At 63.8% G+C, this 22,292-nt stretch carries 23 protein-coding genes; 2 read left to right on the top strand and 21 right to left on the bottom strand.

From position 1 onward, the window contains the following. Nucleotide 1: 1 nt before the first annotated feature. From trbK-alt to trbB, 6 genes are all read right to left on the bottom strand, one after another. Nucleotides 2-268 carry a putative entry exclusion protein TrbK-alt gene (gene trbK-alt, locus TQ29_RS07255; protein ID WP_054538615.1) on the bottom strand — a complete coding sequence of 89 codons (267 nt, stop codon included), beginning with the start codon at nt 266-268 and terminating at the stop codon, nt 2-4. A 13-nt stretch (nt 269-281) separates the two neighbouring features. Further along, nucleotides 282-1,070: a P-type conjugative transfer protein TrbJ gene (trbJ, locus tag TQ29_RS07250; protein WP_054538614.1), complete on the bottom strand. Its 789-nt coding sequence runs from the start codon at nt 1,068-1,070 to the stop codon at nt 282-284. Beyond that, nucleotides 1,067-3,562 carry a conjugal transfer protein TrbE gene (trbE, locus tag TQ29_RS07245; RefSeq protein WP_054538613.1) on the bottom strand — a complete coding sequence of 832 codons (2,496 nt, stop codon included), beginning with the start codon at nt 3,560-3,562 and terminating at the stop codon, nt 1,067-1,069. Before trbE ends, trbJ begins: the two co-directional genes overlap by 4 nt. 9 nt (nt 3,563-3,571) lie before the next feature. After that, nucleotides 3,572-3,865, bottom strand: a complete 294-nt coding sequence (locus TQ29_RS07240) for a VirB3 family type IV secretion system protein (RefSeq protein ID WP_054538612.1) — start codon at nt 3,863-3,865, stop codon at nt 3,572-3,574. A gap of 66 nt (nt 3,866-3,931) precedes the next feature. Beyond that, nucleotides 3,932-4,264: a TrbC/VirB2 family protein gene (locus tag TQ29_RS07235; RefSeq protein WP_054538611.1), complete on the bottom strand. Its 333-nt coding sequence runs from the start codon at nt 4,262-4,264 to the stop codon at nt 3,932-3,934. Beyond that, entirely contained in the window at nt 4,261-5,259 is a 999-nt protein-coding gene (trbB, locus tag TQ29_RS07230; RefSeq protein ID WP_054538610.1) for a P-type conjugative transfer ATPase TrbB, read from the bottom strand. The genes TQ29_RS07235 and trbB overlap by 4 nt, the downstream gene beginning before the upstream one ends. Nucleotides 5,260-5,473: 214 nt before the next feature. Between trbB and TQ29_RS07225 the strand changes: the two genes are divergently transcribed. Continuing rightward, entirely contained in the window at nt 5,474-5,887 is a 414-nt protein-coding gene (locus TQ29_RS07225) for an MbcA/ParS/Xre antitoxin family protein (RefSeq protein WP_054540362.1), read from the top strand. Beyond that, nucleotides 5,884-6,573 (top strand): RES family NAD+ phosphorylase, encoded by a 690-nt coding sequence (locus TQ29_RS07220; protein WP_369817378.1) that lies wholly within the window; start codon nt 5,884-5,886, stop codon nt 6,571-6,573. Before TQ29_RS07225 ends, TQ29_RS07220 begins: the two co-directional genes overlap by 4 nt. Nucleotides 6,574-6,677: 104 nt before the next feature. Here the strand turns inward: TQ29_RS07220 and TQ29_RS07215 are convergent, their stop codons facing one another. The 15 genes from TQ29_RS07215 to TQ29_RS07145 form a co-directional block, all read right to left on the bottom strand. Further along, nucleotides 6,678-7,109 (bottom strand): M48 family metallopeptidase, encoded by a 432-nt coding sequence (locus TQ29_RS07215; RefSeq protein ID WP_255353408.1) that lies wholly within the window; start codon nt 7,107-7,109, stop codon nt 6,678-6,680. A 20-nt stretch (nt 7,110-7,129) separates the two neighbouring features. Then, nucleotides 7,130-7,429, bottom strand: coding sequence for a hypothetical protein (locus TQ29_RS07210; protein WP_054540360.1), 300 nt, complete (start codon nt 7,427-7,429; stop codon nt 7,130-7,132). Then, nucleotides 7,429-9,042 carry an IS66 family transposase gene (locus tag TQ29_RS07205; RefSeq protein ID WP_054538609.1) on the bottom strand — a complete coding sequence of 538 codons (1,614 nt, stop codon included), beginning with the start codon at nt 9,040-9,042 and terminating at the stop codon, nt 7,429-7,431. Before TQ29_RS07205 ends, TQ29_RS07210 begins: the two co-directional genes overlap by 1 nt. A 59-nt stretch (nt 9,043-9,101) precedes the next feature. After that, nucleotides 9,102-9,452, bottom strand: coding sequence for an IS66 family insertion sequence element accessory protein TnpB (gene tnpB, locus TQ29_RS07200; protein ID WP_054538608.1), 351 nt, complete (start codon nt 9,450-9,452; stop codon nt 9,102-9,104). After that, nucleotides 9,449-9,853 carry a transposase gene (locus TQ29_RS07195; RefSeq protein WP_054538607.1) on the bottom strand — a complete coding sequence of 135 codons (405 nt, stop codon included), beginning with the start codon at nt 9,851-9,853 and terminating at the stop codon, nt 9,449-9,451. Before TQ29_RS07195 ends, tnpB begins: the two co-directional genes overlap by 4 nt. Before the next feature lie 35 nt (nt 9,854-9,888). After that, entirely contained in the window at nt 9,889-10,215 is a 327-nt protein-coding gene (locus tag TQ29_RS07190; protein WP_235974386.1) for a YgjP-like metallopeptidase domain-containing protein, read from the bottom strand. Beyond that, nucleotides 10,212-13,427: a type I restriction endonuclease subunit R gene (locus TQ29_RS07185; RefSeq protein WP_054538606.1), complete on the bottom strand. Its 3,216-nt coding sequence runs from the start codon at nt 13,425-13,427 to the stop codon at nt 10,212-10,214. Before TQ29_RS07185 ends, TQ29_RS07190 begins: the two co-directional genes overlap by 4 nt. Beyond that, nucleotides 13,424-14,260 (bottom strand): HAD family hydrolase, encoded by an 837-nt coding sequence (locus tag TQ29_RS07180; protein WP_054538605.1) that lies wholly within the window; start codon nt 14,258-14,260, stop codon nt 13,424-13,426. The genes TQ29_RS07185 and TQ29_RS07180 overlap by 4 nt, the downstream gene beginning before the upstream one ends. Nucleotides 14,261-14,312: 52 nt before the next feature. After that, nucleotides 14,313-14,543, bottom strand: a complete 231-nt coding sequence (locus TQ29_RS07175) for a DUF2188 domain-containing protein (protein ID WP_054538604.1) — start codon at nt 14,541-14,543, stop codon at nt 14,313-14,315. Beyond that, complete coding sequence (locus tag TQ29_RS07170; protein WP_082386569.1) at nt 14,533-15,780, bottom strand: restriction endonuclease subunit S; 1,248 nt, start codon at nt 15,778-15,780, stop codon at nt 14,533-14,535. The genes TQ29_RS07175 and TQ29_RS07170 overlap by 11 nt, the downstream gene beginning before the upstream one ends. Further along, nucleotides 15,773-17,290: a type I restriction-modification system subunit M gene (locus tag TQ29_RS07165; protein WP_054538602.1), complete on the bottom strand. Its 1,518-nt coding sequence runs from the start codon at nt 17,288-17,290 to the stop codon at nt 15,773-15,775. The genes TQ29_RS07170 and TQ29_RS07165 overlap by 8 nt, the downstream gene beginning before the upstream one ends. Beyond that, the gene (locus TQ29_RS07160; protein ID WP_235974387.1) at nt 17,287-17,826 is read right to left on the bottom strand and encodes a restriction endonuclease subunit S; all 540 of its coding nucleotides are present in this window, start codon (nt 17,824-17,826) and stop codon (nt 17,287-17,289) included. The genes TQ29_RS07165 and TQ29_RS07160 overlap by 4 nt, the downstream gene beginning before the upstream one ends. A gap of 174 nt (nt 17,827-18,000) precedes the next feature. Beyond that, on the bottom strand, nt 18,001-18,429 hold the full coding sequence (locus tag TQ29_RS07155; protein WP_054538600.1) for a ribbon-helix-helix protein, CopG family: 429 nt from the start codon (nt 18,427-18,429) through the stop codon (nt 18,001-18,003). 10 nt (nt 18,430-18,439) lie between these two features. After that, complete coding sequence (locus TQ29_RS07150) at nt 18,440-20,428, bottom strand: conjugal transfer protein TraG (protein ID WP_054538599.1); 1,989 nt, start codon at nt 20,426-20,428, stop codon at nt 18,440-18,442. Between the two features lie 16 nt (nt 20,429-20,444). Then, a complete protein-coding gene (locus tag TQ29_RS07145) occupies nt 20,445-22,211 on the bottom strand; it encodes a DUF3363 domain-containing protein (RefSeq protein WP_054538598.1) in 1,767 nt (588 codons plus the stop codon). Nucleotides 22,212-22,292 lie beyond the last annotated feature (81 nt).

Below are 22,292 nucleotides of genomic sequence, written 5' to 3'. Positions count from 1 at the left end.
CTCACTCTGCCCCGGTCCGGTCACGCCCGAGGAAGCGGTCGCGGGTTTCGGCCCAGACGGCGAGGCAGTCCGGATCGGAAGCCGCGGCCTCGCCCAGTTCCTGGCAGCGCCGTTGTTCAGCCCGCAAGGGATCAGGCTCAGGCGCGACCAGCACTGTCGGGCGCACTGCCTGCCCCGCCTTATCCCGACCCATCTCCACCAGTGCCGCGGTGATCGCGATAGCGACAAAGACGATGGCCGCGATGCGGGCTAGAACCGATCCCTCCATGGTTCCGCCCCCTTCAGTTGTTGAACATCCGGGCATTGCCGGGCTGGTAACCCGCGCCCGGGGTGAGGAAGCGCTCGCGCTGGACACGGCCCTGTTCGGCGGCGGCAGACCGCTCGGCCTCGACGAGCGCGGTGGCGCGGCCATTGGCGGCCACAACCGCGATCAGGTCGGCGATCTGCTGGGATTGCAGCGCCAGGAGCTGGTTGCCCGCCTGGGTCGCCTGCAGGGCACCGACGGCGGATTGGCTTTCGCCGACAAGGGCGGAGAGTTCGGCGCGCTGGCCGTCGAGATTGCCGACGACGCCCGCCTGCACGCGCAGGGCGTCCTGCAGCCCGCCGACGGTGTTTTTCCAGCGGGAGCGGGCATCGGCCAGAAGCTGCGCCTCGGGCGCGGCCATGGGGATGTTCGCGTAGTCCTGTTGGAAGACCTGGTCGATCTGCGAGACATCGAAGGCGATGTTCTGCGCCTGAAACAGGAGCTGCCGGGTCCGGTCGACATTCTGCTGAAGCGCCTGCAGCGAGGAGTACGGCAGGCTCGCAAGATTGCGGGCCTGGTTCATCAGCATCTGCGCCTCGTTCTGCAGCTGGGTGATCTGGTTGTTGATCTGCTCGAGCGCCCGGGCGGCGGAGAGGATGTTCTCGGCGTGATTGCGCGGGTCGTAGACGATGCGCCCGCCGCCACCGAAGAAGAAGGCATGGGCCGGCGTCGCGAAGATCGGCGAAAGCCCGATGGGGGCTGCGAGCGTCAGGGCGAGCGCGGAGGCGCTGGCGAGCTTGGTCAACCGATGAGCGGTATGGGTCATGGGATGGTCTCCTCTGCTGGTTCGGGGGCTTGGGGGATCGGGGCGTCCGGCACCTCTGGTTCCGGTGCGAGATTGGTGAGGTCGGGAATCAGCTCGGCGGCCCAGCCGACCCCACGGGCCTCGAGCCAGGCGGCAAGAAATGCGTCGCGCCCATGCTCTGCGAGGATTTCCGAGATCAGCGCCTGGTCGGATTTGGACGAAGCTGCACAGAGCGCAAGTCCGACTTCCGAGAGGCCCAGCTCGAAAAGCCGGTTGCCGCGCCGCGACTGGCAATAGTAGTCGCGCTTGGGCGTGGCCCGGGCGAGGATTTCGATCTGGCGGTCATTGAGGCCAAAACGGCGGTAGATCGCGGTGATCTGCGGCTCGATGGCCCGTTCGTTGGGGAGAAGCAGCCGTGTCGGGCAGCTTTCGATGATTGCGGGCGCGATGGCGGAGGCGTCGATGTCCGAGAGCGACTGGGTCGCGAAGATCACCGAGGCGTTCTTCTTGCGCAGGGTCTTCAGCCATTCGCGGAGCTGGCCCGCGAAGCCCTCGTCATCGAGCGCAAGCCAGCCCTCGTCGATGATCAGGAGCGTCGGCCGGCCGTCGAGCCGGTCGCCGATGCGGTGGAAGAGATAGGAGAGGACCGCGGGGGCCGCGGCGGTGCCGACGAGCCCTTCGATCTCGAAGGCCTGGACCGAGGCCGCGCCAAGCTCTTCGATCTCGGCGTCCAAGAGTCGCCCATGGGCGCCGCCGAGGCAATAGGGCCGCAGCGCCTGTTTCAGGTCGGTGGATTGCAGCAGGACGGCGAGACCGGTGATCGTGCGTTCGCCGACCGGGGCCGAGGCCAGCGAGGTCAGCGCGGACCAGAGATGCTCCTTCACCTCGGGTGTGATGGCGATGCCTTCGCGGGCGAGGATCCCGCCGATCCAGCCTGCGGCCCAGCTCCGCTCGGCGGGATCGTCGATCCGGGCGAGTGGCTGCAGGGAGACCGGGGCTTCCGCACCCTCGGTCAGCTCGCCGCCGAGATCATGCCAATCGCCGCCCATGGCCAGCGTGGCCACACGGATCGAGCCCCCGAAATCGAAGGCGAAGACTTGGCTCCGCCGATAGCGGCGGAACTGCAGCGCCATGAGGGCGAGCAGCACGGATTTGCCCGCCCCGGTGGGACCGACGACCAGCGTATGGCCCACATCGCCCACGTGGAGCGAGAGACGAAACGGTGTCGCGCCCTCGGTCTTGCCGTAGAGCAGCGGCGGGCCGTCGAAATGCGTGTCCCGCTCCTCCCCCGCCCAGACGGCGGAGAGCGGGATCATATGGGCCAGGTTCAGGGTGGAGATCGGCGGCTGGCGCACATTGGCGTAAGCCTGCCCCGGCAGCGAGCCGAGCCAGGCATCGACGGCATTGACCGTCTCGACCATGGCGGTGAAGTCCCTGCCCTGCAGGACCTTCTCGACCAGGCGCAGTTTCTCGTCGGCGCGGCGCGGGTCTTCGTCCCAGACGATGAGCGTCGCCGTGACATAGGCCTCGCCCGCGACATCGGCGCCGAGTTCCTGCAGCGCCATATCGGCATCGGCGGCCTTGTTGGCGGCATCGGTGTCGACCAGCGCCGATTGCTCGTTGGTCATCACCTCCTTCAGGATCGCGGCGATGGATTTGCGCTTGGCGAACCATTGGCGGCGGATGCGCGCGACCATCCGCGCGGCCTCCATCTTGTCCATCAGGATCGCGCGGGTCGCCCAGCGATAGGGAAAGGCCAGCCGGTTGAGATCATCGAGGACCCCGGGCGTGGTGGCGGTCGGAAAGCCCGAGAGGGTGAGAACGCGCAGATGGGCGCTCCCGAGCCGGGGCTCGAGCCCGCCGGTCAGCGGCTGGTCGGCCAGGAGCGCGTCGAGATAGGCCGGGGTTTCCGGCACGCGGACGCGGTGGGCCCGCGTCGAGATGGTGGAATGCAGATAGGTCAGCGTCTCGCTGTCACCGAGCCAGCGGCATTCGGGCATGATGCCGTCGAAGAGCGCCAGCACACGGTCGGTGCGGTCGATGAAGCCGCGCAGCACCTCGCCCGCATCGATCCCCGCCGTCTCGCGCCCTTCGTAGAGCCAGGTCTCGGCCCGCGCGGCCTCTTCGGCGGGTGGCAGGTAGAGGAAGGTCAGGAGATACTTCGACTGGAAATGCGCCCCCTGCTCGGCAAACCCCGCGCGGCGTTCGGCATCGAGGAGCGCCGAGGCCGGGTCGGGAAAGCCGCTGTCGGGATACTCGGCCGCCGCCACCCGCTGCGCCTCGACGAAGATCGCCCAGCCCGAGCCAAGACGGCGAACGGCGTTGTTGATGCGCCCCGCCACCGCCACGAGTTCCGCCGCGACCGCGCTGTCGAGATCGGGGCCGCGGAACCGGGCCGAGCGCTGCAGGCTGCCATCCTTGTTCAGCACCACGCCGGGCGCGACCAGCGCCGCCCAGGGCAGGTAATCCGCCAGCCGCGTCCCTTTCCGGCGATACTCCGCGAGGTTCATCATGGTGCTGCCTCAGACCTCCAGATGACCGGGAAGGCGCAGATGCCGACGGCCGACCTCGACAAAGAGTGGATCGCGCCGCGCGGCCCAGACCGCCACCGCATGACCCAGGAGCCCGATGACGATCCCGGCGACCCAGAGCTGCAGCCCGAGCCCGATAGCCCCGGCCAGCGTGCCGTTCAGGATCGCGAAGGCCCGCGGCGCGCCCGCCAGCAGGATCGGCTCGGTCAGCGCCCGGTGGACCGGGACAGTGAAGCCCGGCACGTCCGCCAACTGCTCGAAGGTTGGCCATTCGCTACCGCTCATGGCGTTCCTCCCTCGCGGCTGTCCACTGGAAAGCCGCGTTCTCCTGCGGTGAATCGGTCGTCACCATCAGATCAATGCCCCGCCGCCGAAGCTGAAGAAGCTCAGGAAGAAGGAACTCGCCGCGAAGGCGATGGAGATGCCGAAGACGATCTGGATCAGGCGGCGGAACCCCCCGGAGGTGTCGCCGAAGGCCAGCGTCAGGCCGGTGACGATGATGATGATCACCGCGATGATCTTGGCGACCGGACCCTCGATCGACTCGAGGATCGATTGCAGCGGTGCTTCCCAGGGCATGGAGGACCCGGCCGCCCGGGCGGTTCCGGCCAGCATCAGGGTGACAGTTGCGTAGGTGACGGCATGGGCGGCCTGCGCGCGCAGCCGGTCAAGGTTTCGGGTCATGAAGATTCTCCTGTGTCGGTGTCCGTCCCGGTCGGCAGCGCCGCCGGGGTGATGCGGTAGTCACCGTCCGATCCCAGCCCGTCGACGCGGGCGAGTTCGGCGAGGTGTCGGCTGGCCCCGCGCCCGGAGAGGACGGCGATGAGATCGATGGTTTCGGCGATCAGGGCGCGCGGCACGGTCACCACCGCCTCCTGGATGAGCTGCTCCATCCGGCGCAGGGCCCCCAAGGCGGAGCCCGCATGGATGGTGCCGATCCCGCCCGGATGGCCCGTGCCCCAGGCCTTCAAGAGGTCCAGCGCCTCGGCCCCGCGCACCTCGCCGATCGGAATCCGGTCGGGGCGCAGGCGGAGCGAGGAACGGACGAGATCGGAAAGCGAGGCGACGCCGTCCTTGGTGCGCAGGGCGACGAGGTTGGGTGCTGTGCATTGCAGCTCGCGCGTATCCTCTATGATCACGACGCGGTCCGACGATCCGGCCACTTCCGCCAGGAGCGCATTGGTCAGCGTCGTCTTGCCGGTGGAGGTGCCACCCGCCACGAGGATATTGGCCCGCGCAGCGACACCTTCGCGCAACAGCGCCGCCTGAGACTCGGTCATGATGCCGGACGCGACGTAATCGGCGAGCGTGAAAACCGCGACGGCAGGCTTGCGGATCGCGAAACAGGGTGCGGTGACCACGGGCGGCAGGAGCCCTTCGAAGCGCTCGCCGGTTTCGGGCAGTTCGGCCGAGACGCGCGGGCGCGCGGCATGCACCTCGGCCCCGACATGATGGGCGACGAGGCGCACGATCCGTTCGCCATCGGCGGGGGATAGCGTGGCCCCGGTATCGGAGAGCCCCTCGGAGAGCCGGTCGACCCAGAGCCGCCCGTCGGGATTGAGCAGGACCTCGACAATCGTCGGGTCTTCCAGAAACCCGGCGATGGCGGGCCCAAGCGCCGTGCGCAGCATCCGCGCGCCGCGCGCCATCGCATCCGGTTTCCGAGCTGCCTCTGCCATGCTGTCCCCGTTCCGTGAATGGCCGCCGACGGGCGGACCTGGATCGGGTCCATCAAGAAAACCGGAAACCCGCTTGGCTCAACAGCTCTTCAAGGGGCGTAGGGCTCTGGCGCGCAAAGACAGGGAAAAGGGCTGGAGGCGATCGAACCTCCACCGCGCGGCCCATCTTGCCTTTTGGCACATAATATCTATACTGATGCCAAAGGAGAATACCATGCAGTTCGCCACGGTCCAGCCCGTCCTCGCGCGCTCCGACCTTCCCGTCATCACCGACGAGGAGGCCGCGGCGCTGGCGCGCACCACCGTCAACCTGTTCCGCGGCTGGGAGCTGACGGATGCGGAAGCCCGCACATTGCTCGGCGACATGGCGCAGCGGACCTGGGCGCGGTGGAAGACCGGCGATATCGGCCGGATCGACCGCGACCTCCGCGCGCGGATGGCAATCCTGATGGGCATCCACAAGGCGCTCCGCTATCTCTTCGCCGACCCTGCCCGGGGCTATGCCTGGATCCGCAAGCCGAACGCCGCCTTCGCGGGCCGAAGCGCGCTGGACGTCATGCTCCGCGGCGAGATCACCGACCTGATCGACCTGCGCGCCTATCTCGACGCCGAACGGGGTGCCTGGTGAATGTGCCTGTCCGGCGCGTGAGCTGGTCGCGCACGGTTCGCATCATCCGCTCGATCCACCCGCCCATCGACCTCTTCGAGGATATCGCCGATCCCGCTGACTGGGAGGCGCTGGCTTCGGCCGAGGCCAAGTTCAACCCGCGCATCCGCGAGAGCATCGGCGATCTGTCCAAGGTCCCGTTGGCCCGGCGCGTGACCGGCCCCGGCGCCAGCTGGGTCATGGCGCCTTTCGTGCATTGCTCGCCGCTCCGGCCCGGACGGTTCTCGGATGGCAGTTTCGGCCTCTACTACGCGGGCGACCGCACCGAGGTGGCGATCGCCGAGACCATCCACCACCACGCCCGCTTCATGCGCGCCACGGACGAAGCGCCCGGCTGGACCTCGCAATTCCGTGAGCTGATCGGCTCGGTCGACACCGATCTCGATGACGCCACGGGCCGCGCCGATCTGCTGGATCCGGACGACTACCACGCGTCCCAGGTCTTCGGTGCCGAGCGCCGTGCGGCCGGGTCGAACGGCATCACCTGGCCCAGCGTGCGCTTTCCCGAGGGGCAATGCATCGCCGTCTTCTGGCCCGATGTGATCCCGATCCCGACCCACGGGGCGCATTTTGCGTATCACTGGAACGGCACGGCAGTCGACTATGTGAAGCGGCTGGATAACGGGGAGGTATTGCGCGTCTTGTGACGCTGTAAGGCCAAAGGGGAGAGGCCGTATGGAGATTCTTGGCTTCGTTTCTTGAACAGAGAAAGATCAACAGGACGTTTTCGAATTTATAGCCGTTAATCCCGCTAGGCCATCGCCCGTTCGAGCCTCTGCTTCCGGCGTTCCCAATCTGGCATCACCTTGTCGAGCAGTTCGAAGAACTTTGCGCCATGATGTGGCTCGGCTACGTGGCAAAGCTCGTGAGTGATCACGTAATCGATTGCGTCGACCGGCGCCTGTACGAGGCGACGGTTCAGCAGCAGGCGTCCTGCCGGAGACATGGATCCCCACCTCTGCCGAGTCTGACGCACGATAAGACCCTTTGGCCGGAATGCCTCGGGGTCCGGGAAGTGGCCAAGACAGAGCTCGATCCGCTCCGGAAACTTGATGTGGGCCCGGTCTCGATACCATGCCTCGACCAGTTCGCGCGTCACCTCCGGCCTGGTCGGCCGGTGTGTCTGCACAACGATAAAGCCGCGGATCAACTTTACGCTTTCCTGGACATGCGGGGTAAGCATGCGCCGAAGGCCGTCTTGGATCAGGTGTTTTTCTCGTGTTCCATGATCGTTTCGATGACGTCTGGGTCACACTGTTCGCCGATGAGGAACTGATGGATGCCGCCCTCCCACGTGCGCAAATCCGCCAGAAGCTCCTGAAGGGACTCGATGCCGCGCTCGGTGAAGGTGACGAGGCTTTCGTCGGTGCCGTTGTAGACGCGGATCATCTCGCCGTAGTCGATGTTGTCGTCGTTCCAACTGACGATTTCGATCAGGTCCAGGCTTTCCCCGATCCGCCTCGCAACCTCGTCGATGCTGTAGACCTGCGTGACCCGTGCCATCATGCGGCTTCCCTCGACGGCCCGACAGGTTGGGACCATTCCCACGGCAGCAACTCATGCAGGCGCGAGACCGGCATGTCGGAGATGCGGGCGATGACGTCGGCGAGCCAGGCTTGCGGGTCAATGTCGTTCAGCTTCGCGGTGCCGATCAGGGAATACATGAAGGCGGCGCGATGCCCGCCGCGCTCGGACCCCGCGAAGAGCCACGACTTCCTGCCGAGAGCCACGCCGCGTAGCGATCTTTCTGCCGCGTTGTTGGTCAGGCAGACGCGGCCGTCGTCGAGGAACCGGGTGAAGCCCGGCCAATGGTTCGGCGCCAGCAGATAGTCGATCGCCTTGGCTACCTTGGCGTGCTTGGACAGGAGTACGCGTTCGCCGCGCAGCCAACGCTCCAGATCCTCGACCAACGGGGCCGACAGGCGCTGCCGGGCCTCCAGTCGATCCGCCGGATTGAACCCGTTGATCTCGCGCTCGATATCGAAGAGCGCGTCGATGCGCCGAACGGCCTCGAATGCGATCGGGGAGATCTCCTTGGCGTCCTTGCCCTTGCGGATATTCCCTTCCACGTCAGCCAGCTCAAAGAACTTGCGGCGGGCGTGTGACCAACACAGGGCCGACACAACAGTCCCCGGTAATCGCTTCGGGTCGTAGAGCTGGTTGTATCCGGCATAGGCGTCAGCTTGCAGGATGCCCTGCCAGCCCGCGAGATGCCCAGTCGGATGTTCGCCGCTGCGGTCGCGGGAGAAGCGGAAAGCCACCGCCGGCGGGGCGGTGCCGCCAAAGGGCCGATCATCACGGACATAGGTCCAGAGCCGGGCCGTCTTCGTGCCGCCCCGGGCCAGCAGCGGGACCGTCGTATCATCGCCATGTAACCGCTCTGCGGCCATGACATGGGCTTCGATCAGTGTATGCAGCGGCTCCAGCAACTCGGTCACCGCGCCGACCTGGTCGGCGAGCGTGGAGAGGCTGAGTTCCACGCCCTCGCGGGCATAGCGTTCGGCCTGGCGGTTCAGCGGTTGGTGCTGCCCGAACTTCTCGAACACGATCATCGCGAGGAGGCTTGGCCCCGCCCATCCCCGCGCAACGGGGTGGAATGGGGCGGGCGGCTGCGAGATCTTCTCGCAATCCCGACAGGTGAACTTCTCGCGGACGGTCTGGATCACCTTCCACTGCCGCGGCACCACCTCCAGCGTCTCGGTGATATCCTCGCCCATCTTCTTGATCCGGTCCGACCCGCAGCAGGCGCAGGCCGTCGGCGCCTTGATCACCACCCGTTCGCGCGGCAGATGCTCGGGGAACGCCTTGCGGACGGGCTTGCGCCGATCGAAAGCACGGACCTTCGTCGCCTTTTCTGCCGCCTGCTCGGCGCGAATGGCATCCTCGGCCGCGGCCGTTTCCAACTCCTCGAGCTGCAACTCGAGCTGATCGAGGAGCCGAGCAGTGCGCTCGGCGCTGCGGCCATACTTCTCGCGCTTGAGCATCGCGATCTCGAGCTTCAGGCCCGCGATCATCGCTTCTGATGCCGACACCACGGCATTAGAGCGGGCCAGTTCGGCCTTTGTGGCCGCCAGCTCGGCGCGCAGTATCTCGAGTTCGGAGGCGGCATCTGACATGGTCAAGATTTACCATGCCGGCTCAATAAAGCTATATAAAATAGGGCTCTGAAGGATATTTACCCTACCTTTGCAGGGCGCTGCGTCCAACGCGGATTACGCCAGTCGATCCCTTCCAGAAGATAGCCGATCTGGGCCGCAGAAATCTGGACCGTCTCGCCCGAGCCGCTGACCGGCCAGATGAACTTGCCCGCCTCCAGGCGCTTCATATAGAGCGACACGCCGACCCCATCATGCCAAAGCAGCTTCACGAGATCGCCACGGCGTCCTCGGAAGCAGAATATCTCCCCGGCATAGGGATCACGCCCGAGGCCTTGCTGCACCTGCAAGGCCAGCGTGTTCATGCCCTTCCGCATGTCCGTCACGCCGCCCGCGATCCACACCTTTGCGCCTGCCGGAAATGCGATCATGCCCGTTCCACCACCTGGATGAGCCGCGCAAGGGTCGACGTCTCGGTCGATGCGGCGGTCACGAGGCGACGTCCGTTTGGCAGGATGATCTCCACCCGATCATGGCTCATCTCATCCGCCCGACACTGCGCATCGGTGGCGACTTCCGGCGTCACGGCAACCGCTGCGAAATGCGTCCGGTCCCCATTGCCGATCAGAAGGCCCTCACGGGCCAGGCGACGCCACCGTGTGAGAAGCGAACGAGAGATCTCGTAGTGTCGTGCCGTTGCCGCGGCCATCCGCGGCGCCGCGTAGCTCTCCTCCACGATCCGCACCTTCTCGGCGTCGGTCCACCGCCGCCGCCGACCTGTATCCGAGACCGAAAGAACCTCTACTTGGGATATGAAGCTATGATCTGTCATAGCTTCATGCTCTTACAGGCAGCCGGGTGGGTCGGTCAGACGGCCCTCGGCGGATGCTTACCATGCGGGACGACTTTCAGCCGATACTGGCGCCCGAGGTAGAGATGGGTCTCACCGGCGACAAACCTGCGCTCCGGTGTTCTTGGAAGGAACTGGGCGAAGTACCGCTGCTGCCGCGTCACCCATGCCGCGCGCTTCCGCAGCTTGGCTTCTATGGCGTCGAGCGTCGCGTCCTCCGGGGCCGCGATCACCACCGAAGCATCCGGCTCGACAGCGATCTCTAGCGTCTTCCTCGGACGGCGGACGATCTCGTACCGGATCTCCTGCTCGCCGTACTGCAGGCAGTGCAGTTCCCGCGTCATACCGCGAACCGGGCCCGAGCAAGATCCATGATCTTGAGTTCGAGATCGTCGAGCACCTGCACGGGCAGGTCGACGCCCCTCTCGTCACGCAGAACGTCGAAGAAGTAGTCATCGATAGCATTGCGCAGTTTGTTCTGGGCCACTTCGTTCGACCAGATGTCGACGATCAGTTGGGACTTGATGATGTCGATGATCTCCAGGGCGATGGATGCTGCTTCGTCGCCGGACACCGGCTCATCGTCCTTGATCTTGAGCTGACCTTCCAGGACGCCGAAGAACGCCTGTGCATCCTCATCGCCCCGGATGCTTTCGGGAACATCTCGGCCCCGATCCTTGCGTGCCACCTTGCTCGCGAGGTCCACGACGCTGTTCAGGTACTCGCGCTCGGAGAGCCGCTTCTCGCGATAGGCGCGAATGGTCTCTTCGAGCAGCTCGGAGAACTGTTTGTAGAACGTCGGGTCCTCATCCATCTTCTCGGTGATTGCCCGCCGGGTGGCGCTGGCGATGCGGTCCGCCCTCGAGGCTTCTGAGACGCCCGTCTCCTCGACGACCGCCTTCAGCGCATCAGGATCGTTGATGTTCACCACCTCGATGATGGTCTCGGCAGGCATCGCCACGACATGGTCATCAAGCAGCTTCTGGATCTTCGGCTCGAACTCGCGGACATCGACCGTCTCCTGGTAGCGGAGCTGGACCGAGCGCTTGAGTTCGGAGAACTGTTTCCAGTCGCGTTTCAGAGCATCGATCTTGGCCTCGTCGAAGACATCGAACAGCTTGTCCGACGAGAGCGATATGTGCAGGCATCGGCTGAAAGCCTTGAGGCGCGCGTAGAACTCATGGCGAAGCGACTCGTCGGCAAGGTGCTGCTCGAACTGCTCCATGTCCTTCTTGTTCCTGACCGGCTTGAACAGGTCCCAGAGCTGATCGTGCAGCTGGGGCAGCTTGCGGATCTCCTCGCGAACGTCATGCACCGTCTCGGCGAGGTCCGCCGCCTCGTACCCCTCGAATGCGCTATAGGTCGTCAGGGCGCTGTCGAGCTCGCCTAGCAGCCCTTCGTACTCGATGATGAAGCCGAACTGCTTCTCCGTGCCACCGTACTCGTAGAGGCGGTTTACGCGCGCAATCGCCTGCAGGAGGTTATGTTCCTTCAGGGACTTGCAGACGTAAAGGACCGTGTTACGGGGCGCGTCGAAGCCGGTGAGCAGCTTGGAAACGACGATCAGGATCTCCGGATCGCCGGAACCTTTGAATGCATCGATGATCTGGCGGTTGTAGTCCTCTTCGGTCTTGTGCCGTGCCATCATCTGCGACCAGAAGCGGCGCACGAGGTCCTTGGACTCTTGGTCGACCTCCTCGTTGCCCTCGTTCTCATCCGGCGGCGAGATGACGATCGCACTCGAGACGTGGCCGATCTCGTCGAGTACTTCCTTGAAGCGGACGGCGGCCGCCTTCGAGGGGGCAACGAGTTGTGCCTTGAAGCCAGTGCCCTGCCAGTGCTGGCGATAGTGCTCGGAGATGTCGAAAGCCTTGGCTCGAATGGCCTGGTCGGTCTTGGCCAAAGCGTCCATCCGAGAGAACTTCCGCTTCAGATCGCGCTTCTGGTTTTCGGTGAGGCCCTCGCTGATCTTCTCGAACCAGCGGTCGATTACGGCGCCCGAAACCTGCTGCTCGACAAGCCGTCCTTCGTATAGCAGCGGCACGACGGCACCGTCGGCAACTGCCTCGTCGATGGCGTAGCGGTGGATCAGCCGTCCGAAGGTCGACAGCGTGTTCTTCTCCTTCTTCAGCAGGGGCGTGCCGGTGAAACCGAGGTAGCAGGCTTTGGGCAGGAGGCGGCGCATTTTGGCGGCGAACTGGCTGTGGCCGCCGTAGCGCCCCGTCTGCGTCCTGTGGCTCTCGTCCACCAGCACGAAGATGTTGGGATCATCGTCCGCCAGCTTGCTGTTCTTCAGCGCCGTGTCGAACTTGTTGATGATCGTGGTGATCAGCGGAGTCTTGTTTTGGACGAGCTCGAGAAGGTGCGACCCACTCGTTGCGCGGGCCGGCTCAAGATCGCAGGACTTGAAGGTGTCCTTGATCTGCTTGTCGAGATCATCTCGGTCCGTGACGATGATAATGCGCGGGTTCTCGATGCTGCGCTCGAGCGCGAGTGAACGCCCCAGCATCACCATCGTCAGCGACTTGCCTGAGCCCTGTGTATGCCATATCACGCCGCCTTTGCGGGCGCCGCTGACGTCGTGCTGCTTGACCGTCTCGACCGCGCGGCGGATTCCGAAGAACTGCTGGTGGCGCGCGACCTTGCGAACGCCGCCATCGAATACCGTGAAGCGGCGGATGAGATCAAGCAGCCGCGCGGGTCGGCACAGCGCGTACACCGTCCGGTCTTGAACCGTGACCGCGCGGTCGCCCTCTGCCTCCATTGAGTCGAAGTAGACGCGCGCGTCGACGAAGTCGCCAGAAAAAATCGAGTCTTTTTCCGCCGCCGCAAGGACGCGGTTGACGAAAGGCGCGATGGCCTCGTCGGCGTCTTCCTCGTCGCGCCACTCGGCCCAGAATTTCGATTTGGTCCCGACCGTCGCATAGCGCGCGCTGTTGCGGTTCATAGAGACTAGCAGCTGGGCGAAGTGGAAGAGCTGCGGGATATTGTCTTCGTTCTGGTAGCCAATCAGTTGGCTGTCCGCCTTCTTCAGGCTTTCGGTCGGCCGCTTGTTTTCGATCACCAGGATTGGAACACCATTCACGAAGGCAACGATGTCGCAACGCTTGGTCTGGCTGGACGCGGTCCTCTCCACCGAAAACTCGGCAGTCACGTGGAAGACGTTGTTCTCAGGCTGGTCCCAGTCGATGTACCGAAATGAGTAGCTCTTTGAATCGCCGTCGATGGACTTCGTGATCGTCGTCCCGAGGACGAGCGTGTCGTAGATGTCCTGGTTCGTCCCACGAAGCCCCTTGAGACGGTCCGGCGTGGGTTTGAGCCGCCGCATCGCCTCGTGCGCGTCCTCGAGGTCAAATCCGTACTCACGGCCCCGATGCGTGAAGCGGTTGATGCGCATAAGCTGCTCGGCAAGGATATCGTCCAGAACCACGTTCCGCAGCCGACCGCCGCGCAGACGAAGCGCCTCTTCCTGCGAGAGCGGAGTGAATCCGAGCGCCACCAGAAGCTGCAGCGCCGGAACCTGGGACTGATGTTTCTCGGCGGCGTCGAAGGTCATGATTTCGGCCTGTATCCGTGCTCTCGCGCAATCCGACCGAGAATGCCCTTCACGATGATGTCGATTTGCGAATTTTCCTCGTAGTCAGCTGGAGCTACGAATTCGACGCGACCGTCCGAGATCAGCTTGTGAATCTTCTTGAGATCGCGATCCGTCCTGTCCGGATCGTATACGGCGACCGAATGCCCACCCTTGTGGGTAAGCATTTTCATTGTCGGAATGTCGGTGTCGCCGTCTCCTAGGAAGATCATCCGCTCGAATGGTATCGGGCGTTCGTCTTCGGGCATGTAGCTGTTGATGGAGACATTGTCCCAGTGGTTGTCGATGCCCTTGTTGATCCGGAACAGGTACTGGGTCTTGGTGGTGTAATTGATGCCGACCCCCGGCCACGCCGCCACGCCGTCGACGTAGATGAACTTTGAAGCGAATACCTGACGGAAAGCATCGCGGATCGCGCAGCCCTCAATCATCTCGTGGATGCCGGACGAGACAATGAAATGCTCGAGAACCAGCCCGCGCTCGCTAGCATGCGCGTTGATACGGTCAAACCACGATTTGTCCGCGAGCCCGGGGAACAGCGGGGCTTCCTCACCATTTCGTCTCAGGTCTTCAACCGTAACTTGAACGCCTTGCTCGCGCGCCTTGTCGAGCATCAGATGCATATAGACGAGGATTTCATCGGCATCGTGATCCCGCGTGCGCGCCTTCACCTCTGCCCAGAAATCTTCCTTGGTCATGCCGATGTTCGGAATGAAGCTCGTCTCCTGCAAATTGCCGCGGGCGAGCGTTCCGTCGAAATCGTAAATCAGTGCCGTCCGTTTCGGCTCGTCCATCGTCTATGCCCTCCTTCGGCAAATTGCTTCTTCAAATTCCTAGCGGCTGGCGTCAGCCCTTCGGCGGATACGGGTCCTTGCCATAGGTGTTCCTCTCACGGATTTTCCCGTCACGGCCCTTCAGGAAGGCTTCTCCTTTGGTCTCAGTCGCCTTCTCGCGCGAATGGGCCCAGGCATCGGACTGGGTATCGGTGACCTTACTGGCGCGCGTCGCGCCTTCGCGTTTGGATTCCCACTTCCCGTCCGGGCGCTGCTGGGTCCAATAGTTCTTCTTATCCGGCATGTTCGGCCTCCTCGGTGGTTGCTGAGATTTCGGTGTGGTCGAGCGGAACGCGCCATTCGCCTGTCAGCAGCTTCTGCATCAGGCCGCGCTTCTGGCGGGTGACCGCGTCGATTTCGCGCTCAGTTGCGGCGAGGTCGTCTCGCGCTGTGTTCAGGACGGTGGCGATAGCCTTCTGCTCGTCCAGTTCCGGCAGGGGCAGCTTCAGCGCGGCGAGGTCGTCGTAGTAGGTCCGCTGTCGCACACTGCCGGAGCCGCCGCTGTTGATGTAATGGGTCCACCAGGACGTCTTGCGCAGATGATCGAGGTAATCGGGATCGAGGCCGTCGGCATTACAGGCGAAGACGACGTAGTCAGGGCTGACAAGGACTTCCTCGTCGCGCACGTTCATCGCGATGGAGCCGACGTTGATGCGCATCGGGTTGTAGGCGAAAGCGCGCGGGGGAAGGCGTTTGTAGCGGCTGATGTCACCGGCGATGGTCTGCTCACGCATGGGCACGACACCTTGGGCCTTGGTGACGCCCATCACGTAGTCGCGTCCAAGCCCCTTTGCCCCATTTCGGGCGGTCAACTCATGGGTGATAGATGCAAGGCGTGTCGGCACCCAATTGCGGCGCTGGTCGTCGAGGCGCAGTTCGCCGAAAAGCATCGCGTAGCGAAGGGCACCCAGGCGCTTGTCCTTTGCAGCGCGGAGGGCGGTGAGCTTTTCGAGCGCCTCGTCCCAGGTCTGCAGGATCTCGGCGATCTTGCGCTGTTCGGGAAGTGGTGGTGCCAGAACCGGAAGGTCAGAAATGATCTCAGTATTCAAATTGAGCATCGTTTGGCCAACGGCATTGGCCTCTAGCCAGTCAATTACAGCCTTTTGATTCAAATACGTGATTAGAAATTTCGGGTCAGTTCCGGATGTCAGGCGGGCTCTCAAGCAACCTGTACCGCACAACCATCCACCTTGCTCATCGTCAACCAGTGCAATGCGGCTCAAGTCACCTCGGCGTGGGAACAAGATGTCGCCCGTTTCAAGTTTGTGCTTCTTCAGCTTTTCAGCCTTGGTCTTCGGAACACGATTTATCTGCGTCGAAACAATTCTTCCTGCCAAGATATCGCGAGGCATAACCACAGGAACCCCATCAGGGTCTTCAGTGTATTCCTCTGCTTTGAGCTGGCTGCCGAACGGACCGATTTGTAGGCCCTTTTCTTTGGTCAGCTCTATCAGGGAAAGGTGTTGCCATCCCTCAAGCATCAACGCCGAGCTCCTTCAGGTACCCGGCCATCTTCGCCCGCACATCCGCCAGTTCGGCCTCGATCCGCAGGATGTCCTTCTGCACGGCGACGACGTCGATCTCCTCCTCGGGCTCGAAGGTGTCGACATAGCGGGGGATGTTGAGGTTGTAGCCGTTCTCGGCGATCTCCTCTGGGCTCGCCCGATGCGAATACCGCTCGACCTCGGCGCGGGTGGCGTAGGTCTCCAGCACCTTGGCCACGTGTGCCTCGTCCATCACGTTCTGGGTCTTGCCCGGCGTGAACTCCTTGCTGGCGTCGATGAACAGCACATCGCGCCGGTCCGCGTTCGCGCCGTCTTCCTCGCGCGAGCGGTCGAAGATCAGGATGGCAACCGGGATCCCCGTGGTGGTGAACAGGTTGGCGGGCAGGCCGACGACGGCGTCGAGCAGGTTCTCCTCGATCAGCTGCTGGCGGATGCGCCCCTCGGCCCCGCCCCGGAACAGCACGCCATGCGGGACGATCACCGCGACGCGTCCGGACTGCCGCTTGGCGATCTCGATCATGTGGGTGATGAAGGCGTAGTCGCCCTTGGACTTGGGCGGCACACCGCGCCAGAAGCGCTTGTACTGATCGCTGTCCGCATCCTCCGCACCCCACTTGTCGAGCGAGAAAGGCGGATTCGCGAGCACCACATCGAAACGCATGAGGTGATCGCCCTCAACCAGCGTCGGGCTGTTCAGCGTGTCGCACCATTCGATGCGGGCCGCGTCCTTGGCGTGCAAGAACATGTTCATGCGGGCCAGTGCCCAAGTCGCGCCGTTCACCTCCTGCCCGTAGAGGGCGAAGTTTTCGGACCCGACTTCCTGTGATGCCTGAATAAGCAGAGAGCCCGACCCACATGCCGGATCGCAAATGGTATCGCCGGGCTGAGGCGCGGCCAGCTTGGCCAGCAGACCGGAAACAGCGGTCGGGGTATAGAATTCGCCCGCCTTCTTACCGGCGTCCGAGGCGAAGCGGGAAATCAGGTAGATGTAGCACTCGCCGATGATGTCCTCGGTCACCCGCGACGGGCGCAGGTCGAGGGCGGGCTTGGCAAAGTCCTCAAGCATGTTCTTGAGGCGGCGGTTGCGATCCTTCGGGCGGCCGAGATTGGCCTCGGAATTGAAGTCGATATTGCGGAAGACGCCCTCGAGCTTCGCGCGGTTCGCGTCTTCGATCTTTTCAAGCGCGATATTGATCAGCTCGCCGATGTTGGGCTCGTTTCGCTGCGCATAGAGATCGTAGAAGCTGGCACCCTCGGGCAGGATGAAGCGTTCACGTTCCAACCGCCGACGGATGCGCGCATCATCGTCCCCGTATTGCTTGCGGTAGGTCTCGATATGATCATTCCAGAGGTCCGAAATGTACTTCAGGAACAACATCACGAGGATGTAGTCCTTGTACTGACCGGCATCGACGGCGCCCCGGAAGGTGTCGCAAGCCGCCCAGGCGGTCTGGTTGATTTGCTGCTGGGTAACCTGATCAGTCATTGGACGAGTTCCTTTTGACGAGCATCGCGCGCGCGCTCAGCAAGAATGATGGAGGACAATTGTTCGCGGCGGTCGGCCAGATCGCGAAGCAGTGATCCCTCGCGCTTCGCCAGCTTGTGGACCGAAACGATAAGGGATTGGGTTTGGAGGTCCGGCAATGGAACCTCCAGTTGCTCGAGCACGGCTTTCGGAATCATGCGCATGTTTGTGCCCTGCGCCTCTGAATCGAAGTACCGCTGCGCTTGAGGCTGGTTGATCACCCAAGCGAGGTAATCCGGCAGCACAAATTCGACTTTGGGACGCAGGATGACGAGCGGCAAGGTGATCGCCACTGGCTCAGTAAGCTTGTGACTCACGACGGCAGCTGCGTTGGGTGCACCACGTGATCTGAAGATGACTTCGCCGCCGCGTACCATGTAGCGCTCTGGCAAGTCATCGAGCACATACCTCAGGAGCTTATCGGCCGTGAGATCGACATCGGCATGAACGTCGCGCATCTGAATGGCGAGAGTGCCGCCAGCTTCAGCAACATCCATGCGCCCTCTGGCTGTATAGCCCGTACTCAGGTCGCAAACCCTGCCAAGCCTTGATTCTTGAAAGCTCTGTATCATACGTACAGAGATAGCAACGAGATCTCGCGAAGTCAAAGTATGCTTGCAGTATTTTCGTTACTGCGATTTTTCTGAGCGTATGGGCACCGGGTTTGTGCATCAGTCCGTTGGTTGGGTTCCACCATTCAGATCATGATCCCCAGTGAGCTCATCTGCAAACCACCTTCCCTTCTGCACCCGCTTGCCCAGCGTCTCGACGAAGCCATCAAACCGTTCGCGCCCTTTGGCCTGTGCAGCAGCCTGCTGCTCCGGCGCGACCGGCGGCGTGATGGTGAGCCAGAAGCGGACGAAGAGCGCGAGGGTCTCGGTCGTGATCCGCTGATCACGTTCGAGACGGGCGACATGCCGTGAGAGGCGGTCGAGGCGGCGCGTCAGGGCGGCCTCCTGCATGTCGGCATGATCGGGAGACAGGAAGGATTCGACCGCGGCCTCCACGATGGCGGAACGGGTCACCCGTTTACGGTCGGCGATGTCGTTGATCCGGCCGATGAGTTCGGCTGGCAGGGACAGGTTGAGGCGGTCGCGCATGGGTCAGTCCTCAAAGATCGATGCCATCGTTTCGGTCCATTGAGGCCTGTCGGGCCACCTGCCCCATCTGCTTGCGCAGGGCTTGCCTTTGCCGCGCGGCCTCTTCCGGTTCGTCATCGAGCATCATCTCGAATTCTCGCGCCGGTTCAGCCGTCTTTTCCGAGGCTACGGCCACATGCTCAGCCAAGTCCGGTTCCCGACGCAGGCCTGCGTTCGCTTCATCGGCATTGGCTGACGGCGCCGACGCGCCCGTCGGTGTATCGGCTCCGATTATCGGGAGTGATGACCATGGATCATCCTGTATCGCCGGATCGCCTTGCTGTGGTTCTGGTGTAGGCACCACGCGATCAACAAACCTCTGGTCCTTGAAATACCGCGCCTTCTTCGCCCGGATCGGCGGCGACCCCGCGACCATGACGATCTCGTCGTCGGGCGGCAGCTGCATGATCTCGCCCGGGGTCAGCAACTGGCGCGCGGTCTCGGAGCGCGAGACCATGAGGTGACCCAGCCAGGGCGCCAGCCGGTGCCCGGCATAATTGCGCATCGCCTTCATCTCGGTTGCCGTGCCGAGCGCATCCGACACGCGCTTGGCGGTCCGTTCGTCATTGGTCGCGAAGCTCACCCGGACATGGCAGTTGTCGAGAATGGCGTTGTTCTGTCCGTAAGCTTTCTCGATCTGGTTCAAGGATTGGGCGATCAGAAAGCTCTTGATCCCGTAGCCGGCCATGAAGGCCAGTGCGCTTTCAAAAAAGTCGAGCCGCCCGAGCGCCGGGAATTCATCCAGCATCATCAGCACGCGATGGCGGCGACGCGTGTCCTTCAGGTCCTCGGTCAGGCGGCGACCGATCTGGTTCAGGACCAATCGGATCAGCGGCTTGGTACGGGATATGTCCGATGGCGGCACGACGAGGTAGAGGGTCGTCGGTTGGTCCGCGCCAATGAGATCGTCAATGCGCCAGTCGCAGCGCCGGGTCACATGGGCGACGACGGGGTCACGGTAGAGGCCGAGGAAGGACATGGCCGTCGACAGAACGCCCGAGCGTTCGTTGTCGGACTTGTTCAGAAGCTCCCGCGCCGTGGAGGCGATCACGGGATGCGGCCCCGCCTCGCCCAGGTGGTGCGCTGCCATCATGGCCTCGAGGGTCTGCTCGATCGGGCGGCGCGGGTCGGACAGGAAGGCCGCGACGCCCGCGAGGGTCTTGTCGCGTTCGGCATAGAGCACATGCAGGATCGCGCCAACCAGCAGTGAGTGCGAGGTCTTTTCCCAATGGTTGCGCTTTTCCAGCGAGCCTTCGGGGTCGACCAGCACGTCGGCCACGTTCTGTACGTCTCGGACCTCCCACTCACCCCGGCGGACTTTGAGCAGCGGGTTGTAGGCCGCAGAGGTCATGCTGGTCGGATCGAAGCGCAGCACCCGTCCATGGCGTGCGCGGAACCCGGCCGTCAGGTCCCAGTTCTCGCCCTTGATGTCGTGGACGATGGCGGAGCCTGGCCAGGTCAGGAGCGACGGAACCACGAGCCCCACCCCCTTGCCTGACCGGGTCGGCGCGAAGCAGAGCACATGCTCTGGCCCATCATGTCGCAGGTAATCGTGATCCAACTTGCCCAGCACGACACCATCGGAGCCGAGCAGCCCGGCAGCCTCAACCTCGGACCTGTTCGCCCAGCGGGCTGAGCCATAAGTGTCGACATCGGCGGCCTCGCGGGCGCGGATGACGGACATGGTGATGGCCACGGCGATGGAGATGAACCCACCCGAGGCCGCGATCGCGCCGCCCTCCCAGAACACCGTTCGCGCATAGGCGTCGTAGAAATACCACCACCAGAAGAAGGCGGGCGGCGGGTAGATCGGCATGCCGAAGGCCTCGAACCACGGGCTGCCCAGCTGCGCCTGAAACCCCAGCCGCCAGGCCACCCATTGCGTCGCGCCCCAGGTTGTCGTGAGCACGATCAGGAAGACGGCGAGGATCTGGCCCCAGAGGATTTTCGTAGCGGTCATGGTCAGGGTCCTTTCGTCAGATGCCGAGCCCGCGCTTGCGCCCGAGGCTCCAATCGATCCCGCCTCCGTTGCGCGCGATCCCTGTGATGTGCTGGCCGAGGCGGGGCTCGATTTCGCCGGACCAAGGGACGAGCTGGAAACTGCGCCCGCCGTCAGGGCCGATGCCTTCGATCATCGCGTATCGGCCCGAGGACAGGCGCAGCTGGCGGGTGTAGGTGCCGGACACATGCTCGCCAGTCTTCGAAGGGCGATGCTGGAGGCCTGTTTCGGCCTCAAGCGTCTGGCCCACGGCATCGAGTTCACGGCGCCGCAGGGTGGCGAGAAGATTTCGTTGAAGGATGATCCGCTGTCCCTGCCTTTGAGCCAGCCCCTCGTCTGCCAGATGCACGGCGCGGGCATCGAGCGCGTCCCGCACCTCCGCGCCGAACCCGCCCATCGCGAGCGGCATCCGGGATCGTTCGACGAGCCGGTGATCGAGCCAGGTCGCGCCGGGCGCGGTGACCTGGCCTTGCAGGTCGAGATCGGAGCGGTTGGCCAGGACAAGCGTCGGGCGCGGATCGTCCGGACCGCCGAAGCGGCGTACCTCGACGATGCCGCCCGGCGCAGGCGCGTGATCGAAGGCGTCGAGACCGCGAAAGCGGACATGATGCGCGCGTCCGTCCGTGCCGTCGATCACGGCATAGGCGGTGCCGGACTGCTCGTCATGCAATCCGGTTGTGACCAGCCGCCCGATGATCGGGTCCCTTGCCCCGCCCCCGTCGATGGCGAAGTCCGAGAAGCCGCGGTCCTGCCCGCGCTCGGCAAAGGCCCGGTGCATCGTCTTGATGATGTCGCCGCGTTCACCCAGATCGCGGAGCGTGCGCTCCGCCTCGAGCCCCAGCATCCATTCACCGGTTCGGCCTTCCGACGCGAGACCGAGTTTCCGAAGGTGCTGAAGTCGACCGATCATCAACCGGCGGATTTGCGAATCCTCGGGTCCGGGTGCTGAGGGCCGCAAATCAATGAAGCCGAGATCGTCGGCATGCTGGCGCAGCTCTCGGTCGAGGCGCGTCCAGCGTTCAGCCGTGACCTCCCGTTCGAGGGCCTGCCGGATTTCGTGCTCCGGCTTGGGCCCGAGTTCCAGCGCGACCAGATCCTCAGCACGGGACCGCAGCCCGCTGCTGATGTAGTCGCGCGCGATGACGAGATCGCCGCCACGATCATCCACGCCGCGAACGATCAGATGCACATGCGGATTGTCGGTGTTCCAGTGGTCGACAGCGACCCAGTCGAGCCGCGTTCCGAGATCGACCTCCATCCGGCGCGCAAGGTCGCGGGTGAAGCCGCGCACGTCCTCCATCTCTGCCGCATCCTCGGGCGAGATGATGAAACGGAAATGGTGCCGGTCGTCCTCACATCGAGCCGCGAAGTCGGATCCGTTTAGACCGTCGGTTTCGGCATCGAAGAGCAGCCCCCTCTCCCCGTACCGGCTGACCCCGTCGCGACGCAGGTAGGCGAGATGGGTCGAGAGCGGTGCCGCGCGAAAGGCCCGGCCCTTGTGGCGGGCAATGCGCGCAGCAACCATGACCCGGCGCGATGATGAGAAAAGCCGCGATCTACCAAATCGGCCTTGCCCGCGCCCGAAGCTCGAATGGCTTCGCTGTTTGCCGCTTGGCCGCGTTGAAACGTGGCCAGCCTTGTGGGCCGCCCTCAGCACCTGGTCGACGAAGGCTTTCGGACGCGGGGCGCGCGTGCTGCGCGGCTTACCCGGCCTGATCCGGAATTCGCGCTCGGGTTCGGTCATTCGAAGACCCTCCCGTTGTTCGGAACGCCCCTGTGCATGCCGGAGCATTGAAATCGCAGGAAAAATCTCGGAAACCTGCAC

Source organism: Actibacterium sp. EMB200-NS6, assembly GCF_001305615.1.
In the GTDB taxonomy this organism is placed as follows: domain Bacteria; phylum Pseudomonadota; class Alphaproteobacteria; order Rhodobacterales; family Rhodobacteraceae; genus Actibacterium_A; species Actibacterium_A naphthalenivorans.
Note: the sequence above shows the minus strand (reverse complement) of the source record. Positions and strands in the feature narration are given on the sequence as shown.

Bases quoted from the DNA above. Each gene is read 5' to 3' on its own strand.
- TQ29_RS07235 (WP_054538611.1), bottom strand. From the start codon at position 4,264: ATGACCCGAAACCTTGACCGGCTGCGCGCGCAGGCCGCCCATGCCGTC.
- TQ29_RS07215 (WP_255353408.1), bottom strand. From the start codon at position 7,109: ATGCTTACCCCGCATGTCCAGGAAAGCGTAAAGTTGATCCGCGGCTTT.
- TQ29_RS07155 (WP_054538600.1), bottom strand. From the start codon at position 18,429: ATGCGCGACCGCCTCAACCTGTCCCTGCCAGCCGAACTCATCGGCCGG.
- trbB (WP_054538610.1), bottom strand. From the start codon at position 5,259: ATGGCAGAGGCAGCTCGGAAACCGGATGCGATGGCGCGCGGCGCGCGG.
- TQ29_RS07195 (WP_054538607.1), bottom strand. From the start codon at position 9,853: ATGACAGATCATAGCTTCATATCCCAAGTAGAGGTTCTTTCGGTCTCG.
- trbK-alt (WP_054538615.1), bottom strand. From the start codon at position 268: ATGGAGGGATCGGTTCTAGCCCGCATCGCGGCCATCGTCTTTGTCGCT.
- TQ29_RS07190 (WP_235974386.1), bottom strand. From the start codon at position 10,215: ATGACGCGGGAACTGCACTGCCTGCAGTACGGCGAGCAGGAGATCCGG.
- tnpB (WP_054538608.1), bottom strand. From the start codon at position 9,452: ATGATCGCATTTCCGGCAGGCGCAAAGGTGTGGATCGCGGGCGGCGTG.
- TQ29_RS07150 (WP_054538599.1), bottom strand. From the start codon at position 20,428: ATGACCGCTACGAAAATCCTCTGGGGCCAGATCCTCGCCGTCTTCCTG.
- TQ29_RS07180 (WP_054538605.1), bottom strand. From the start codon at position 14,260: ATGGACGAGCCGAAACGGACGGCACTGATTTACGATTTCGACGGAACG.
- TQ29_RS07160 (WP_235974387.1), bottom strand. From the start codon at position 17,826: ATGGATGTTGCTGAAGCTGGCGGCACTCTCGCCATTCAGATGCGCGAC.
- TQ29_RS07205 (WP_054538609.1), bottom strand. From the start codon at position 9,042: ATGTCAGATGCCGCCTCCGAACTCGAGATACTGCGCGCCGAGCTGGCG.
- TQ29_RS07170 (WP_082386569.1), bottom strand. From the start codon at position 15,780: ATGCTTGAGGGATGGCAACACCTTTCCCTGATAGAGCTGACCAAAGAA.
- TQ29_RS07185 (WP_054538606.1), bottom strand. From the start codon at position 13,427: ATGACCTTCGACGCCGCCGAGAAACATCAGTCCCAGGTTCCGGCGCTG.
- TQ29_RS07175 (WP_054538604.1), bottom strand. From the start codon at position 14,543: ATGCCGGATAAGAAGAACTATTGGACCCAGCAGCGCCCGGACGGGAAG.
- TQ29_RS07240 (WP_054538612.1), bottom strand. From the start codon at position 3,865: ATGAGCGGTAGCGAATGGCCAACCTTCGAGCAGTTGGCGGACGTGCCG.
- TQ29_RS07165 (WP_054538602.1), bottom strand. From the start codon at position 17,290: ATGACTGATCAGGTTACCCAGCAGCAAATCAACCAGACCGCCTGGGCG.
- trbJ (WP_054538614.1), bottom strand. From the start codon at position 1,070: ATGACCCATACCGCTCATCGGTTGACCAAGCTCGCCAGCGCCTCCGCG.
- TQ29_RS07145 (WP_054538598.1), bottom strand. From the start codon at position 22,211: ATGACCGAACCCGAGCGCGAATTCCGGATCAGGCCGGGTAAGCCGCGC.
- TQ29_RS07210 (WP_054540360.1), bottom strand. From the start codon at position 7,429: ATGGCACGGGTCACGCAGGTCTACAGCATCGACGAGGTTGCGAGGCGG.
- TQ29_RS07225 (WP_054540362.1), top strand. From the start codon at position 5,474: ATGCAGTTCGCCACGGTCCAGCCCGTCCTCGCGCGCTCCGACCTTCCC.
- trbE (WP_054538613.1), bottom strand. From the start codon at position 3,562: ATGATGAACCTCGCGGAGTATCGCCGGAAAGGGACGCGGCTGGCGGAT.